The sequence below is a fragment of the Rufibacter radiotolerans genome (genome assembly GCF_001078055.1).
GTDB lineage: Bacteria > Bacteroidota > Bacteroidia > Cytophagales > Hymenobacteraceae > Nibribacter > Nibribacter radiotolerans.
On the sequence record NZ_CP010777.1, the window covers coordinates 1,318,270 to 1,333,514 of the forward strand.

Below are 15,245 nucleotides of genomic sequence, written 5' to 3' on the forward strand. Positions count from 1 at the left end.
TTTATTTCACGGTTTGTAACTGGGCGATAAAGCTTTGTGCTTCTTTGGCCGGCATGCCTTCCCAGCGCTTCACTACTTTCCCGTTTTCGTCTAACAGTACGGTTAAAGGGAAAATACCGGTTTTGTTGTACTGGTCAGCAAGTTTCTCGTTCAGGCTTTTCTGCTTAGGGTCAAGCTGGTGTTTTTTCTGACGCGGGAAATCTGCGTTCACCATCACCAGGTTTTGGGTAGCATAGGTCTGGAACGCAGGATTTTCAAAGATTTCCTTTTCCATTTTAATGCAGGGTCCGCACCAGTCTGAGCCTGAGAAGTTCACCAGAATATATTTGTGATTTTCCTTAGACATCTTCTTGGCTTGCTCAATGTCTTTCACCCATGCCGGTGGTCCAAATGTAAACAAACTGCTGAAGATTAAAACAAGTAAGTTCATAGTTTTATATTTAGATTAAGGTAAGAAAAAATTCTAATCCGATTAAGCTTTCGGTAGCCTGTTGCTATTTTACAGACAATTTTGCTAATCGTCTGGTTCCAATTTTGTATTTCTGTTAATGACAAAACCGTGCCAGAAAGTGGTAAAACTCTTTGATATAGAAATATATCTGTCTGAAAATAAATGCGTTTGGTGCCTGGAAGAAACAAACTGATTATATGTGTCCAAACGCTGTCCGTTGAGAAATTTGAAATTGGACCAATTCTAGATTAAGTTTTTTGCTGATAGAACTACCAAGAGTTTACCCTTAGTTAGCTAGAAGGAAATTGGGCACGCCAGAGGATAGGGAGGGGCTAAGTGTAACATCCACCTCGTTTTATGGGGGCGCCAATTAGTGAATGCAATCCGTATATAATTCGTCCTTAACTGTTTTGGGCCTGTTTTTGGGAAAACACGCCTGAAACGGAAAAGAGTATATCTGTCATCAGGAGAGCAAAAAAAGAGGGAACCTGAATCAGGCTCCCTCTTTCTGTTATATGCACGTGATTGGCTTTCGCCAACGATAATCTAAATGCGGGTGATCTGCGCGCCCAGGGCGTTCAGGCGACCATCAATGTTCTGGTACCCACGGTCTATCTGCTCAATGTTATGAATGACGCTGCGGCCTTCTGCAGAAAGCGCGGCAATCAGCAACGCAACACCTGCCCTAATGTCAGGCGAGGTCATGGAGATACCGCGTAGCGGCACCTGCTTGTTCTGGCCAATTACGGTGGCGCGGTGCGGGTCACACAGGATGATCTGGGCTCCCATGTCAATGAGTTTGTCCACGAAGAACAGACGGCTCTCAAACATCTTCTGGTGGATAAGCACCGTTCCTTTGGCCTGCGTAGCCACCACTAGGGCAATGCTCAGCAAGTCTGGCGTGAAGCCAGGCCAGGTGTGGTCAGAAACGGTTAAGATACTGCCGTCAATGTAGGTGTCAATCTCATAGCTGTCCTGCGCCGGGATAAAGATATCATCGCCATGGAATTCCATGTTGATACCCAACCTCCGGAACGTGTCTGGGATCAAACCTAACTCCCTGATCTGCGCATTTTTGATAGTGATCTCAGAACCCGTCATACCGGCCAGGCCGATGAAAGACCCAATCTCAATCATGTCTGGCAGCATGCGGTGCTCGGTGCCGCCTAATTGCTCTACTCCCTCAATGATGAGAAGGTTAGACCCTATGCCGCTGATTTTGGCGCCCATCCGGTTCAGCATTTTGCAAAGCTGCTGCAGGTACGGCTCACAGGCGGCATTGTAGATGGTGGTAATGCCTTCGGCGAAGACGGCGGCCATCACAATATTGGCCGTTCCCGTCACTGAAGCCTCGTCCAGCAACATGTAGGTACCTTTCAGGTGTTTGCCTTCCAGGTGGTAGAAGCTATCATTGGCATCATAGGTGAACTTGGCACCCAGTTTCTCAAAAGCCAGGAAGTGGGTATCCAGGCGTCTGCGGCCAATCTTGTCCCCGCCGGGTTTAGGCAGTTTAGCTACCCCAAAGCGGGCAAGCATAGGTCCCAGGATCATCACAGACCCTCTGATGGCGCGGGCCTGCTCAATGAACTTCTCTGAGGTGAGGTAATCTAAGTTGACATTCTCCGCCTTGAAAACATAGGTGTCTGGAGCAGTCTGCTCCACGTCAACGCCCATGTCCCGCAACAGCTCTATCAGCTTGTTTACGTCCCTGATGTTGGGGATATTGGAAATAACTACCGGCTCCGATGTGAGGAGTACCGCACAAAGAATTTGTAATGCCTCGTTCTTCGCCCCCTGGGGGGTAATCTCGCCGTGTAAAGTACGGCCGCCTATTACTTCAAAAGACGCCATGCGTTCTTATTTATTCTTACTTCGGTTCTGGTTCTGATTCTTGTTGCTCTTGTACTTCTGCTCCCGCTGGTCTCTTGGTTCTCTTTGGTCGCGTTGGTACGTATTGCCGGGCCCTTGCGGGGTTTTGATATTGCTTTCAAACAGGCCGCCTTTTTCCACCAGGGCCAGATCTAAATCCAGTTCTCCTTTGGAAAGGTCGCGCAGGTTCTCCATGATTACCTGGTCAGACACGCTGTCTTTGTTGTAGGTGCGGTACAGCACTTTCATGAGCTTGCCCACCGAGATGATGGCGGCCTCGCGCTCCTGCGGATCATTGATCTGCTTGGCTTTCTCAATTAGGCGCTCCAGGTTAGAGCCGTAGTGCTTGTACTTGGGCGTCTGGGTAGGGTACTCCACGCGCTGTGGTTTCTCATTGAGGTATTCCATCGCGCTGAGGGTATAGGGCGCGTCTACGTCCAGTTTACCGTCAGACATCACGTACAAGTGGTTCCAGAGGGTTTGCTGAGCATCCTGGATATCTTTCACATTGGGGTTCAATCTCCCCATCAGGTTCACCAGCAGCTGGGCCAATTGGGTACGTTTCGTGCGGTCTTCCACCGTAAGAATGTACTGGACAATGTTTTGCACGTTGCGGCCGTACTCCCGAAGCAAAAGCTCTTGTTTAAAAGTGGAACTGGCTACCATATAGTTAGGTGTTATGCAAGGTCAAAATTAGGAAAAATTTGGGCGTATCACGTATCATGTACCAAGTATCAGGATAAAAGATTTTCCGTTTTGGGCCTGTTTTCTGAAAAACAGGCCCAAAACGGAAAGCTGGTTTGGGTAAAAATACCAGATTAGAGTCTTGCTACCAGATACGCGTCACTTGATACGTATCAGGCGTGTATCTTCAGCTTGGCAAAGCTCAGGAGCAGGGTCTTCTCACCCACGCCTTCAAAGTCAATGATGGCCTTAGTGGAGTTGCCCTGGGTGTCCATCTTGGCTACCACGCCAAACCCAAATTTAGGATGCTCTACGCGCATACCAGCCTGTAGGTTAGAGGTGTCACTGGGCGTGAAGTCAGCGGAAGGCGTGTAGGACGGAGCCGCGGTGGGCTTGCGAGCGGGCGTGATTAATTGCGCTGCCGGCGTCTTGCGCTGCAGCACTTTCTCAAACGGCCCCCGCTCATCTCCGAACTTGAAATTCAGGTACGTAGGCTCAATCTCATCTATGAACCGGCTTTTCTCAGCGGCCCGCAGGTTTCCCCACTGGTAGCGGCTGGTGGCGTAGGAGAGGGTCAGCTTCTTTTCGGCGCGGGTGATGGCCACGTAGAACAGACGGCGCTCTTCTTCCAGGTCGGCGCGCGAAGAAAGCATCATCTGGCTGGGGAACAGGTTCTCCTCCATGCCCACAATAAACACGTTCCTGAACTCAAGGCCCTTGGCCGAGTGGATGGTCATCATGGTCACGTATTCGCCTTCCTCTTCTTTCTTGGTGTCAGAATCGGTGAGCAGGGCAATGTCCTGCAGGAACAGGGCCAGGGAGTTGTCTTCCTTCTCGGGATCATCCACAAATTCCTTAATGGCGTTCAGCAATTCCTGAATGTTCTCATAGCGGGCCAGGCCTTCCACCGATTTATCCGAGTACAGGTCATCTACCAGGCCTGAGTGCTTGGCAATATAGGTGGCGGCCTCAAAGGCGTCTTTCTGCTCGGCCATCACGGCAAAGCTTTTGATCTTGGTCGCGAAGTCCTGAATAGCTACGCTAGCCCGGCCGCCCACCAACTGGTTGGCGTTGCTTACCACCTCCCAGATGCTGTGGTTCATCTCATTGGCCGTGACTATCAGTTTCTCAATGGTGGTATCACCAATGCCGCGCTTGGGATAATTGATCACGCGGCGCAGGGCCTGCTCGTCATTGTGGTTGATGGCCAGGCGCAGGTAAGAGATCAGATCTTTGATTTCCTTGCGCTGGTAGAAGGACAGGCCACCCACAATGCGGTACTTGATGTTCATCTTGCGCAAGGCTTCTTCCATGGCCCTTGACTGGGCATTGGTACGGTACAGGATGGCGAAGTCCTCATAGGAGAGGTGGTGGTTCATCTTCTCCTCAAAGATGGCGTGCGCCACCAGCTTGCCTTCCTCGTTGTCTGAGCTGGCCTTGATCACGTCAATCAGCTGGCCTTCCTCATTCTCTGAGAACACGCTCTTGCGCAGTTGTGCCTTGTTGTTCTTGATGACACTGTTGGCCGCCTTTACAATGTGCTGGGTAGAGCGGTAGTTCTGCTCCAACTTGAAGACCTCCAGCTCAGGGTAATCTTTCTCAAAGTTGAGGATGTTGCTGATATCGGCGCCCCGGAAAGCATAAATACTTTGGGCGTCATCACCCACTACACAAATGTTGCGGTCCTTGGCTGACAGCTTTCTGGTGATCAGGTACTGGGAGTAGTTGGTATCCTGGTACTCATCCACCATGGCATACTTAAAGATATGCTGGTACTTGTTGAGCACATCCACATGGTCCCGGAAGAGCACGTTGGTGTTGAATAGCAGATCATCAAAGTCCATGGCGCCTGCCTTGAAGCAGCGCTCAGCGTAGGTCTTGTAGATTTGCCCAATCTTAGGTCTGAGCGCCGCCTCATCATCTGCCTGGATAGCCGGGTCCCGGAGGTATTGGGCCACAGAGATCAGTTTGTTTTTGGCCGATGAGATACGGCCCAGCACCATGTTGGGTTTGTAGAGCTTATCGTCCAGGTTCATCTCCTTCACAATGTTTCTGATGAGGGTTTTAGAGTCATCAGAGTCATAGATGGTGAAATGGCTGGGGTACCCAATTTTCTGGGCCTCGGAGCGAAGGATGCGGGAGAAGATGGAGTGGAAAGTTCCCATCCAGAGGTTCTTGGCCTCAGGGCCCACTACTTTCTCAATACGGGCACGCATTTCCTTGGCCGCCTTGTTGGTAAAGGTAAGGGCCAGAATATTAAAGGGGTCCACCCCTTGGTTGAGCAAATGGGCAATGCGGTAGGTGAGTACCCTGGTTTTACCGGAACCTGCGCCGGCAATAATCATACAAGGGCCCTCAGTATTCAAAACAGCTGCTCGCTGTGACTCATTCAGGAGTTTCAGGTAATCCATGCGCTACTAATCGTTCTTTCTTGGGAAGACTACAAATTTAAGCAATTATGCCCGCATTCACAGGCATGGGCATTGTATACTTACGTTTGTGAGGCTCAGAAATAAATTATACATTTAACATAAGTACTTTTTCGTGGGCATCCGTATTTACCTCAGTTGCGGGCACTTTTTACCCAGGCAAAGTTGTTGATCTCCAAATGCTTAGCAAGGGGCCTTAAAAAACTGGCACCTTATTAGCTTAAGGATTTATAGAATAGCATAGTTCCCGCCTGCAGTTCTCAGGCCGTGGGCCACAGATTTAGTTTTAACAGACAGAGATTTTAAGAATGGTATATTTTCGTAATGACACCATCACCATCAAATATGATGAGGAGAACCAATTGGTAAGAACCCAGTGGCATGGCTTTGCCGGCAGTGAGGAGTACCGTGAAATCCTTACCATGTACCTGCAACTGGTGCGGGAAAAGCCCGTGACCCGCTGGATAGGCGATAATACCAAGGCCAAGGCCATCAGGCCCGCCGATCAGGAATGGACCACCAAGGTCTGGGCCCCCATGTTCTCACAGGAGGGCAACGTGAAGAAACTGGCCGTGATCGTGTCAAAAGATATCTTCAATAAAATGGCCGTGGAGAACATGGTCATGAAAGCAGAAGGCGTGATTGGTTTTGATACCCACTATTTCAATGACGAGGAAGAGGCTCTTGCCTGGGTGATGGAACAAGTGCTGGAGGCCTAAGCGTTTTTAGCCTACTTTTTGAAAAGCAGCCCTAAAACGGCTGCTTTTATTTTTTGCACCTTTTCCCCGGCATTTTGCGGCCGAACTTAAATAGCGGTACTTTTGTCTTTCTGCTGTAAGAAATAGCTCATGATTGTACTTCAAAATACCGTTTTATCTGACGACCTCAAAGACAAGTTCTTTGTCTGCAACCTGGAGAAATGTAAAGGCGCCTGCTGCGTAGAAGGCGACCTTGGCGCTCCCCTGGACCTGGAGGAACTCCCTATCCTGAAGGAGGTGTACGCGCACGTAAAGCCGTATATGTCTGCGGAAGGCGTGCAGGCCATTGATGAGCAAGGGCTCTACGTAGAGGAATTCAACGGCGACTACAGCACGCCCACTATTGGCAACCGCGAGTGCGCCTTCGCCATTTATGACGAGAACCTCACCCTCAAGTGTGCCATTGAACAGGCCTACCTGGACGGAAAGATCTCTTGGAAGAAACCCATTTCCTGCCACCTGTACCCCATCAGAATCACCAAGTATGACGGCTTTGAGGCCCTTAACTATGACCGCTGGGAAATCTGCAACGCCGCCTGCGCCTTCGGGATGGAGTTGGGCGTGCCGGTGTACAAGTTCCTGCGCGAACCCTTGGTCCGGAAGTACGGCGAGGAGTGGTTCCAGGAACTGGAAGAGATAGTGGCCACGGAGAATGCTCCCAAGACATTAGCCTAACTATTACCATAAACCAATGAACCCCGTTTCGGGCCTGTTTTCTGAAAAACAGGCCCGAAACGGGGTTATGATTTTAAGGGAAATCCACTCAATAGTATCCCTTAAACAGCCTATAAACAGAAAAAGCAGCCAATAGGCTGCTTTTTCTGTTTATAGGCTGTTTTTGCTAAAACTGCGTGAAATCGTAATTGTCAAGGTAACTGGTAGTGAAGTTACCGCTGTTAAAGTTCTCGTCTTCCATCATGGCCATGTGGAACGGAATGGTCGTTTTTACGCCCTCAATCACGAACTCACTCAGCGCGCGCTTCATCTTTACAATAGCTTCTTCCCGGGTCTGCGCACTCACAATCAGCTTGGCAATCATAGAGTCATAGTTGGCCGGAATGGTGTACCCCGCATACACGTGCGTGTCTACGCGGACCCCGTGGCCGCCTGGTATGTGCAATACCGTGATCTTGCCTGGGCTAGGGCGGAAGTTGGCTTTCGGGTCCTCGGCGTTGATGCGGCACTCAATGGCGTGCATCTGTGGGTAATAGTTCTTACCGGAGATAGGAATTCCGGCTGCCACCTTGATCTGCTCCTTGATCAGGTCATAGTTCACTACTTCCTCGGTGATGGGGTGCTCCACCTGAATACGGGTGTTCATCTCCATGAAGTAGAAATCTTTGTGCTTGTCTACCAGGAACTCAATGGTACCCACGCCTTCATATTTGATGGCGGCGGCCCCGGCAATAGCGGCCTGGCCCATGCGCTCGCGCAGGTCGTCATCAATGAAAGGGGAGGGGGTTTCTTCAATCAGTTTCTGGTGACGGCGCTGGATGCTGCAGTCACGCTCAGAAAGGTGACAAACCTTGCCGTACTGGTCGCCTACGATCTGGATCTCAATGTGGCGGGGCTCCTCCACAAATTTCTCCAGGTACATGCCGTCGTTACCAAAAGCGGCTTTCGCTTCCTGGCGGGCATCGGCCCAGGCCTTGTCAAACTCATCTGCTGATTTGATGATGCGCATGCCGCGGCCACCACCACCGGCGGTGGCTTTGATGATCACCGGATACTTGATTTTGGCAGCCAGTTTCTTGCCTTGCTCCGCAGATTCCAGCAGACCCTCAGAACCCGGAATAGTAGGCACACCGGCTTTCTTCATGTACTCCTTGGCCGAAGACTTGTCACCCATGGAGTTGATCATCTCTGGGCTGGCGCCAATGAACTTGATGCCGTTTTCAGCGCAGATTCTGGAAAAATCAGCGTTTTCAGAAAGGAAGCCGTAGCCTGGGTGAATGGCGTCTGCGTTGGTAATCTCTGCAGCGGCAATCAGGTTAGGGATGTTCAGATACGACTGAGAGCTGGGTGCAGGTCCAATACATACCGCCTCATCCGCGAAGCGTACGTGCAGGCTTTCTTTGTCGGCGGTAGAATACACGGCTACCGTCTTTATTCCCATTTCTTTGCACGTCCGGATTACCCTTAGCGCTATTTCGCCACGGTTGGCAATTAGTATTTTTTTGAACATGTGGTTAATGTGCTAATGTGTAAATGTGCTGATGTGCTAATGATTCACAAAAATAATGTGCTGATAAGCCAATTATGGAGAGGTGGGAAACATAAGAATAAACTTAAAGGAAACCCGCCGTACCAAAATCAGCACATCAGCACATTAAAGAATTAGCAAATTAGCTAGGATCTACCAGGAACAACGGCTGATCATACTCTACCGGTGAGGAGTTGTCTACCAACACCTTCACAATTTTACCAGAAACCTCAGACTCAATCTCATTGAAGAGCTTCATGGCTTCAATGATGCAGATCACCTGGCCTTTTTTCACCTCATCGCCTACGTTCACAAACGCCGGCGACTCTGGGTTGGCAGAGCGGTACAGGGTACCAATCATTGGGGCTTTGATGGTCACGTATTTGCTGCTTTCATCAGCGGCCGGGGCGGCTGGGGCAGCAGGAGCGGCCGCTACTGGAAGCGGGGCTGGCGCAGAATGGTGCGCTGGGGCCGGGGCCGACTGCTGCTGAGAAGACTCAGACACATACTTGGTTTTCTGGGTGGCTTCGCGCTGCACAGAGATCTTGAATTCTTCAGTCTCAATGTCAACTTTGTTCAGGCCTGATTTCGCAATGAAATCAATCAGATCTTGGATTTCCTTAGCTTTCATAGTTCTATTTTACTCGTTCGGCGTAAGTGTAGGTACGCGTGTCTACCTTTATTTTCTCGTCTTGGCCAATGAAGAGAGGCACAGAAATAGTGGCCCCTGTTTCTACCGTGGCTGGTTTAGAGGCATTGGTGGCGGTGTCACCTTTAATGCCGGGTTCTGTATACGTAATGGTAAGCTCTACATACGTAGGAAGTTCAGCCGTTAACGGGGTTTCCGTCTCAGCATGGAACAAGATAGTCACTTCCTGGCCTTCTTTCATCAAGTCAGCAAACGGGACCATTCTCTCTTCCAGGGTTACCTGCTCAAAGGTGTTGCTGTCCATGAAGTTATAGCCGTAGTCATCTTTGAAGATAAACTGGTGCGGACGCTGCTCCACCCGGGCCGTAGTCACTTTTACACCGGCGGTGAAGGTATTGTCTACTACTTTGCCGGTTTTGATGTTCTTAAGTTTAGTGCGGACGAAGGCGGGGCCTTTACCTGGTTTCACGTGCTGAAACTCAGTAATGATCCAAAGGTCGCCGTTAAATTCAATGCAAAGCCCGTTGCGGAAATCAGCGGTAGTTGCCATAGCTTTGTGTGTGTTTCGGTTTAAAATGTCTGTCGGGTTTTTCCCAATTTGACATAAAAAAATTCGGCCAAAGATAGCCGAATTTTTTTATTGATTTCAGAAATATACCTTAAAAACAAGGTGATTACTTAGGGTCATAGGCCCATTTGAGGTACATGGCACCCCAAGTAAAGCCCCCGCCAAATGCGGCCAAGATCACGTTGTCTCCTTTTTTCAATTGGTTTTCATACTCCCAGAGGCACAACGGAATGGTTCCGGAGGTGGTGTTGCCGTATTTCTGGATGTTGATCATCACTTTCTCCGGGCCCACGCCCACGCGGTTGGCAGTGGCGTCAATAATGCGTTTGTTGGCCTGGTGGGGCACCAGCCAGGCAATGTCCTCAGAGGTAAGGTGGTTGCGCTCCATTACTTCGGCGGCCACGTCGGCCATACCTTTCACGGCAAACTTGAATACCTGCTGGCCTTCCTGGAACGCATAGTGCTCACGTCTGGCCAACGTCTCTGCGGTGGCCGGTCTGCGGCTTCCTCCGGCCTTCATGTGCAGGAACTGGGCACCGGTACCGTCAGATTTCAGGATGCTGTCCTGTACGCCTAAACCCTCTGTGTTGGGCTCCAGCATGACGGCGCCGCCGCCGTCCCCGAAGATAATGCAGGTAGCCCGGTCTGTGTAGTCTACAATGGCAGACATCTTATCAGCGCCCACCACAATCACTTTCTTGTACTTGCCGGTCTCAATAAACTGGGCGCCGGTTGCCAGCGCGAACAGGAAACCAGAGCAGGCGGCTTGCAGGTCATACCCAAAGGCATTTACCGCGCCAACCTCGGCACAGATAATGTTGGCCGTGGCCGGGAACACGAAGTCTGGGGTGGTGGTGGCGCAGATAAGCAGTTCTACTTCCTCTGGCCGGGTGTTGGTTTTTTTAAGCAGGTCCAGAACGGCCGGAATGGCAATGGCCGAGGTGCCCTGGTCTTCACCCTTGAGAATGCGTCTTTCCTTGATGCCCGTGCGGCTGACAATCCATTCGTCATTGGTCTCTACCATGGTCTCCAACTCTTTGTTGGTCATGATATACTCGGGGGCATATCCGCTCACTCCGGTGATCGCGGCGGTAATTTTGCTCATATCGTTAAGAAGGAATGTCTGGTGAAGGGCCGCGCCATTACGCGCTGAAGTATTTTCTCAGTTTATCTGCCATGTGGGTCTCTGCCATTTTATTGGCCAGGTGCAGCATGTTACAGATAGCAGTAGGGCTAGATACGCCGTGTCCAATGACAGCATTGCCATTAACTCCCAAAATTGGGCTGCCGCCTACCGCCTCATAATTGAAACGGTCAAAGAAAGGATCCGTGATTTTTTTCTCATGGAGGATGTCATAGATTGACTCCGCCAGTTTTAAGACAACGTTACCGGTAAATCCGTCACATACAATCACGTCGGCCTTGTCATTGAACAGGTCGCGTCCTTCTATGTTCCCGATAAAGTTGATGCCTTTGTTTTCTTTGAGGAGTTTGTAGGCGGGTTGGGTCACCATGGTGCCTTTGCCTTCTTCCTCGCCCAGGTTCATGAGACCCACTTTGGGGTTCTTGATGTCTAGCAGGTATTGTGCGCAGATTGAGCCAATCTCGCCAAACTGTTCCAGAATCTCTGGCTTGCAGTCTGCAATGGCGCCTACGTCCAGCATAATGGCCATGCCGCCCGAAACCTTGGGTACAAAGCTGGCCAGGGCTGGCCGAAGGATACCCTCTACCTGTTTCACGCTGAAGACAGCGCCTACCAGCATGGCCCCGGTGTTACCGGCACTGCAGAAGGCGTCTACCTTTTTGGTGGCCAGCATGCCGTAACCTACCGCAATGCTGGAATCTGGTTTCTGGGTAAGGGCTTTAGTAGGGTGTTCACCCATCCCAATCACTTGAGATGCGTGAACAACCTTTACTCTGGAACCGGTATAACCGTGCTTTTGAAGAAGGGAATGGATTTGGTCTTCATCTCCTATAAGGAAAATCTCCACCTCATCCGTCAAAGTCTTAGTCGCCAAAAGTGCGCCTTCTACAACTGCGTCGGGGGCGAAGTCGCCGCCCATTGCATCCAGAGCTATTTTCATGTAAAGCGTATTACGTAAATTATCCTACAAGTAACTAAAATAAAGCCTGACTGAGCAAGCTTTATTAGGCAACAGAGGTATAATTTTTGATGGCCACTTTACCCTTGTGGTATAAATCGCCGTCTACCACGTAAGCTCTGTGGTATTGGTGCACCTCACCGGTGTTAGGGCAGATAGAAATCGCCTTAGGAGTAATTTTGTCGTGCGTTCTTCTCTTATCTCTTCTGGTTTTGGAGATTTTTCGCTTTGGATGTGCCATCTCAGGTAATTATTACAAAATTGGTTTAGAAACTTATTTTAACTTTTTAAGGGCGGCAAATCGGGGGTCCACCGGACCGTCCTCATCATCGTCCTCTTCTTCATCGGCTGCGCCGGTAGAGTAAATCAAAAGGCCTTCTGCCTCTGGGTTGTCCTCTAGTTGCTGGTCTTCCTCCACAAACCGGGGGTGCAGCTTTTTCATGGGCAGTGCCAGGCCTATGTAATCATACAGGTGCTGGGCAATGTTGATGTACTGCGTCTCCGGTACTATCTGCAGCACGTTCACGTCCAGTTCCTGGTCTTCAGGGCCGTAGCGCACGAGCAGCGTCTGTTCCACTTCCAGGGGGTGCTCAAATTCCTCTAAGCTCCGGTCACAGGTCAGACGGACCGTTCCTGTGATATGGAAGTAAAGCTGCAAAAGAAGCTCAGACTTGTGCAGCTCTACCACCGCTTTCAAGTTGCCGCCCAGGACCAGGTCCTGCTCAAACAACTCAAAGAAGCGGTCATCCAACTCAAACTCATAGCTGTGGCTCTTGTTGCCAAGCTTCACGAGGTTGATATCGTATTTCTTAATCTCCTTCACGTTGCCTCTTTTTTTGCAAGTCGCAAAATTAGCAAGAATATTCGGTAAATAAAATACAAATGCCCTTTTTTGCGCCCGCCGGTGAATACCTGTTTTGGGTATGTTTTGGCAGAAACAGTGCAAAAACAGTAGTGGTTCATTTACAGCAGAATACCTTATATAAATGAATTCTCTACTTTAAAATACAAAATGCGTTTTAGGCCCCTTTTTCTGAAAACAAGCCTAAAACGCATTTCTATATGCCAACGCTTGGCAGGGTGTTACCCTTCGGCGCGGGCCTTGAGAATATCTACCGCCGCAAACAGCGCCTCTCTGAAAGAGGTCTCATCTGCCTTATTCTGCCCGGCAATGTCATACGCGGTGCCGTGGTCTGGCGAGGTGCGCACAATGGGCAGGCCCGCGGTAAAGTTTACGCCGCGCTCAAAGGCAATGGTCTTAAACGGAATCAGCCCCTGGTCATGGTACAGCGCCAGGGTGGCGTCAAACTTGAGGTAACTCCGGGTGCCAAAGAAACCATCGGCGGGGAAGGGGCCAAACACCAGGTTGCCCTTGTTCTTGAGCTGCTCAATCACGGGCAGCACAATCTCGGTCTCCTCGGTGCCCAGCAACCCGTTCTCGCCGGCGTGTGGGTTGAGGCCCAAAACGGCAATCTTAGGTTTCTGAATCCCGAAGTCCTTACGCAGGGAAGCGTCCAGAATGGCCAGCTTCCGCATCAGTAATTCAGCGGTCAGGACATTGGCTACTTCTTTGAGCGGCAGGTGACCGGTAACAGTGGCTACCCTAAAACCTTCGGCCACCAGAAACATGAGGCTTTCCGGCGCATCAAAAAACGTGGTGAAGAACTCGGTATGGCCCGGGAACTGGAAGCCTTCGCCCTGGGTGTTGTCTTTGTCAATGGGGGCCGTCACTACCGCCTGTATGTGTCCGTCTTTCAGGTCTTGGGCGGCACGCAATAAAGCAGTACGGGCCAGGGTGCCAGTGGCGGGGGTAGGGCTGCCAGGGGTAAATTCGATCTCTTCCTCCAGGCAGTTGATCACGTTCACCTTCTTGGGGTGCACCTGGTCAAAGGCCGTTATTTGCTGAAAACTGAAGTTTTCCAGGTCCAAGAGCTTGCGGTACTTGTTCACCACTGAGGCCATACCATAGATCACCGGCGTGCAGTAATGCAGCACCCGGCTGTCCGCTAAGGTTTTCAAAACTACCTCCGGACCAATGCCGGCAATGTCTCCAATGGTGATTCCTATGCGGGGCTTTGTCTTTTGCTCCATGGCTTACGCGGTAGCTTGTGAAGAGAGGAAATGGTACAGCAGGCGTACGCTGCTGCCGGTGGCGTGCTTACCGCGGTAAGAGTCTGGGCTCAACAGGTAGGCCGTACCGGCGATGTCCAGGTGCATCCAGGGATAATTGGTGAAGAACTCCAGGAACTTGCCCGCCGAAATGGCGCCCGCCTCGGCTCCGCCAATGTTCTTCAGGTCCGCGATCTCAGATTTCAGGTGCTCCTGGTACTCATCCCACAGCGGGAACTCCACCAGGCGCTCGTGCGCCAACTCGCCGGCCAGTTTCAGGTCGGTTTTCAACATGTCATCGGCGGTACCCATCATGGCAATGCCTTCGCGGCCAATGGCGCGGGCGGCAGCCCCGGTGAGGGTGGCAATGTCAATGACCAAGGCCGGGTTGTAGCGTTTGGCAAAATGCAGGGCGTCGGCCAGAATCAGGCGGCCCTCCGCGTCGGTGTTCAGCACTTCCACGGTGTGGCCGCTGTGCATGGTAATCACATCGCCGGGGGCGAAGCCTTTACCGCTGATCAGGTTGTCGGTGGCTGGGATCAACCCGATGACGTGCAGGGGAATATTATTCTTAGCCAGGGCGTACAGGGTACCGGCCACGGCGGCCGCGCCCGACATGTCTGACTTCATGAAATCCATGGAGTTGGGGGTGGGCTTGATGCTCAGTCCGCCGGTATCATACACCACGCCTTTGCCTACCAGCACCACCGGTTGGGAGTTGGCCGGTTTCTCGGGCTTCCATTCCAGGATATTAAAGGTAGGGGCTTCATCTGAGGCCTGGTTCACGGCCAGCAGGCCGCCCATCTTCAACGACTGTATCTGCACAAGGTCCAGCACCTCCAGCTTCACGCCGGTGCCTTCCAGCAACTCGCCTAACTGCTCGCTCAGCATCACGGCGGTCTGCATGTTGTGCGGGGTATTGATGAGGTCGCGGGTGTGGCAAACGGCGTCCAGCAGGTTCCCAAGTTCGGTAACCTGCGTTTGGGAGATGCCAGCCCCAGTGATGCTCACGGTCTTTAACCCGGGAGGCGTGGCTTTCTCGGTCTTATAGCGCTGAAACGAGTAGTTGGTCAAAATCAGGCCTTCGGCTACGTAAAGGGCAGATTCTCCGTCGGCTCCGTCAAGCAGCACCACGTGGTCCACCTTGTCAGCAGCCAGGCGCTGGTGCAGGGCGTTGCCTGCCTTGCGGAGCGCTTCCTGGGTTTGGGTTTCCTTGCGCTGCGGCTCGGTGGCCACTACATACAGTTGGTGCGTGAATTTATTGATGGTGACCAGGGTGCTTTTCAGGTCCAGTTGGCGGGTGATATATTCCTGCTCCTCTAAGGAGAAAAGCTCCCCGGGAATTTGCTCGCGGCCCGCCACCAACACGGCGGTGCTGGTATTTGCGGGTAATGTTGCAGCGTAGGTCAGTTCAGTGCGCATA

Annotated in this window: 15 protein-coding genes; 2 read left to right on the forward strand and 13 right to left on the reverse strand. The window is 51.3% G+C overall.

The genetic code is table 11. The features are described from left to right. Nucleotide 1: 1 nt before the first annotated feature. The 4 genes from TH63_RS05460 to TH63_RS05475 form a co-directional block, all read right to left on the reverse strand. A complete protein-coding gene (locus tag TH63_RS05460) occupies nucleotides 2–430 on the reverse strand; it encodes a thioredoxin family protein (RefSeq protein WP_048920058.1) in 429 nt (142 codons plus the stop codon). 567 nt (nucleotides 431–997) lie between these two features. Beyond that, a complete protein-coding gene (murA, locus tag TH63_RS05465) occupies nucleotides 998–2,302 on the reverse strand; it encodes a UDP-N-acetylglucosamine 1-carboxyvinyltransferase (protein ID WP_048920059.1) in 1,305 nt (434 codons plus the stop codon). Nucleotides 2,303–2,308: 6 nt separating this feature from the next. Beyond that, nucleotides 2,309–2,986: a DUF4290 domain-containing protein gene (locus tag TH63_RS05470; RefSeq protein ID WP_048920060.1), complete on the reverse strand. Its 678-nt coding sequence runs from the start codon at nucleotides 2,984–2,986 to the stop codon at nucleotides 2,309–2,311. A gap of 191 nt (nucleotides 2,987–3,177) precedes the next feature. Next, nucleotides 3,178–5,415 carry an ATP-dependent helicase gene (locus tag TH63_RS05475; RefSeq protein ID WP_048920061.1) on the reverse strand — a complete coding sequence of 746 codons (2,238 nt, stop codon included), beginning with the start codon at nucleotides 5,413–5,415 and terminating at the stop codon, nucleotides 3,178–3,180. Nucleotides 5,416–5,741: 326 nt separating this feature from the next. On the opposite strand from TH63_RS05475, the gene TH63_RS05480 reads away from it, so the two are divergent. Then, nucleotides 5,742–6,152 carry an STAS/SEC14 domain-containing protein gene (locus TH63_RS05480; RefSeq protein ID WP_048920062.1) on the forward strand — a complete coding sequence of 137 codons (411 nt, stop codon included), beginning with the start codon at nucleotides 5,742–5,744 and terminating at the stop codon, nucleotides 6,150–6,152. A gap of 129 nt (nucleotides 6,153–6,281) precedes the next feature. Next, nucleotides 6,282–6,866, forward strand: a complete 585-nt coding sequence (locus TH63_RS05485; protein WP_048920063.1) for a DUF3109 family protein — start codon at nucleotides 6,282–6,284, stop codon at nucleotides 6,864–6,866. A 166-nt stretch (nucleotides 6,867–7,032) separates the two neighbouring features. Here TH63_RS05485 and accC read toward each other — a convergent pair whose 3' ends face one another. From accC to TH63_RS05530, 9 genes are all read right to left on the reverse strand, one after another. Next, complete coding sequence (accC, locus tag TH63_RS05490; protein ID WP_048920064.1) at nucleotides 7,033–8,376, reverse strand: acetyl-CoA carboxylase biotin carboxylase subunit; 1,344 nt, start codon at nucleotides 8,374–8,376, stop codon at nucleotides 7,033–7,035. A gap of 160 nt (nucleotides 8,377–8,536) precedes the next feature. Then, entirely contained in the window at nucleotides 8,537–9,025 is a 489-nt protein-coding gene (accB, locus tag TH63_RS05495) for an acetyl-CoA carboxylase biotin carboxyl carrier protein (protein ID WP_048920065.1), read from the reverse strand. A gap of 4 nt (nucleotides 9,026–9,029) precedes the next feature. Next, entirely contained in the window at nucleotides 9,030–9,593 is a 564-nt protein-coding gene (gene efp, locus TH63_RS05500) for an elongation factor P (protein WP_048920066.1), read from the reverse strand. A gap of 124 nt (nucleotides 9,594–9,717) precedes the next feature. Then, on the reverse strand, nucleotides 9,718–10,716 hold the full coding sequence (locus tag TH63_RS05505; RefSeq protein ID WP_048920067.1) for a beta-ketoacyl-ACP synthase III: 999 nt from the start codon (nucleotides 10,714–10,716) through the stop codon (nucleotides 9,718–9,720). A 37-nt stretch (nucleotides 10,717–10,753) separates the two neighbouring features. Beyond that, on the reverse strand, nucleotides 10,754–11,695 hold the full coding sequence (gene plsX / locus TH63_RS05510) for a phosphate acyltransferase PlsX (protein WP_048920068.1): 942 nt from the start codon (nucleotides 11,693–11,695) through the stop codon (nucleotides 10,754–10,756). 64 nt (nucleotides 11,696–11,759) lie between these two features. Further along, nucleotides 11,760–11,954 (reverse strand): 50S ribosomal protein L32, encoded by a 195-nt coding sequence (rpmF, locus tag TH63_RS05515; RefSeq protein ID WP_048920069.1) that lies wholly within the window; start codon nucleotides 11,952–11,954, stop codon nucleotides 11,760–11,762. A gap of 33 nt (nucleotides 11,955–11,987) precedes the next feature. Further along, the gene (locus TH63_RS05520) at nucleotides 11,988–12,536 is read right to left on the reverse strand and encodes a YceD family protein (RefSeq protein ID WP_048920070.1); all 549 of its coding nucleotides are present in this window, start codon (nucleotides 12,534–12,536) and stop codon (nucleotides 11,988–11,990) included. A 260-nt stretch (nucleotides 12,537–12,796) separates the two neighbouring features. After that, nucleotides 12,797–13,804 carry a 4-hydroxythreonine-4-phosphate dehydrogenase PdxA gene (gene pdxA / locus TH63_RS05525; RefSeq protein WP_048920071.1) on the reverse strand — a complete coding sequence of 336 codons (1,008 nt, stop codon included), beginning with the start codon at nucleotides 13,802–13,804 and terminating at the stop codon, nucleotides 12,797–12,799. A gap of 3 nt (nucleotides 13,805–13,807) precedes the next feature. Beyond that, nucleotides 13,808–15,244 (reverse strand): leucyl aminopeptidase family protein, encoded by a 1,437-nt coding sequence (locus TH63_RS05530; protein ID WP_048920072.1) that lies wholly within the window; start codon nucleotides 15,242–15,244, stop codon nucleotides 13,808–13,810. Between the last annotated feature and the right edge of the window lies 1 nt (nucleotide 15,245).

Coding starts and splice junctions, on each gene's coding strand:
- TH63_RS05470 (WP_048920060.1), bottom strand. CDS start 2,986: ATGGTAGCCAGTTCCACTTTTAAACAAGAGCTTTTGCTTCGGGAGTAC.
- accB (WP_048920065.1), bottom strand. CDS start 9,025: ATGAAAGCTAAGGAAATCCAAGATCTGATTGATTTCATTGCGAAATCA.
- TH63_RS05530 (WP_048920072.1), bottom strand. CDS start 15,244: ATGCGCACTGAACTGACCTACGCTGCAACATTACCCGCAAATACCAGC.
- TH63_RS05505 (WP_048920067.1), bottom strand. CDS start 10,716: ATGAGCAAAATTACCGCCGCGATCACCGGAGTGAGCGGATATGCCCCC.
- TH63_RS05485 (WP_048920063.1), top strand. CDS start 6,282: ATGATTGTACTTCAAAATACCGTTTTATCTGACGACCTCAAAGACAAG.
- accC (WP_048920064.1), bottom strand. CDS start 8,376: ATGTTCAAAAAAATACTAATTGCCAACCGTGGCGAAATAGCGCTAAGG.
- TH63_RS05475 (WP_048920061.1), bottom strand. CDS start 5,415: ATGGATTACCTGAAACTCCTGAATGAGTCACAGCGAGCAGCTGTTTTG.
- TH63_RS05460 (WP_048920058.1), bottom strand. CDS start 430: ATGAACTTACTTGTTTTAATCTTCAGCAGTTTGTTTACATTTGGACCA.
- efp (WP_048920066.1), bottom strand. CDS start 9,593: ATGGCAACTACCGCTGATTTCCGCAACGGGCTTTGCATTGAATTTAAC.
- rpmF (WP_048920069.1), bottom strand. CDS start 11,954: ATGGCACATCCAAAGCGAAAAATCTCCAAAACCAGAAGAGATAAGAGA.
- murA (WP_048920059.1), bottom strand. CDS start 2,302: ATGGCGTCTTTTGAAGTAATAGGCGGCCGTACTTTACACGGCGAGATT.
- pdxA (WP_048920071.1), bottom strand. CDS start 13,804: ATGGAGCAAAAGACAAAGCCCCGCATAGGAATCACCATTGGAGACATT.
- TH63_RS05480 (WP_048920062.1), top strand. CDS start 5,742: ATGGTATATTTTCGTAATGACACCATCACCATCAAATATGATGAGGAG.
- plsX (WP_048920068.1), bottom strand. CDS start 11,695: ATGAAAATAGCTCTGGATGCAATGGGCGGCGACTTCGCCCCCGACGCA.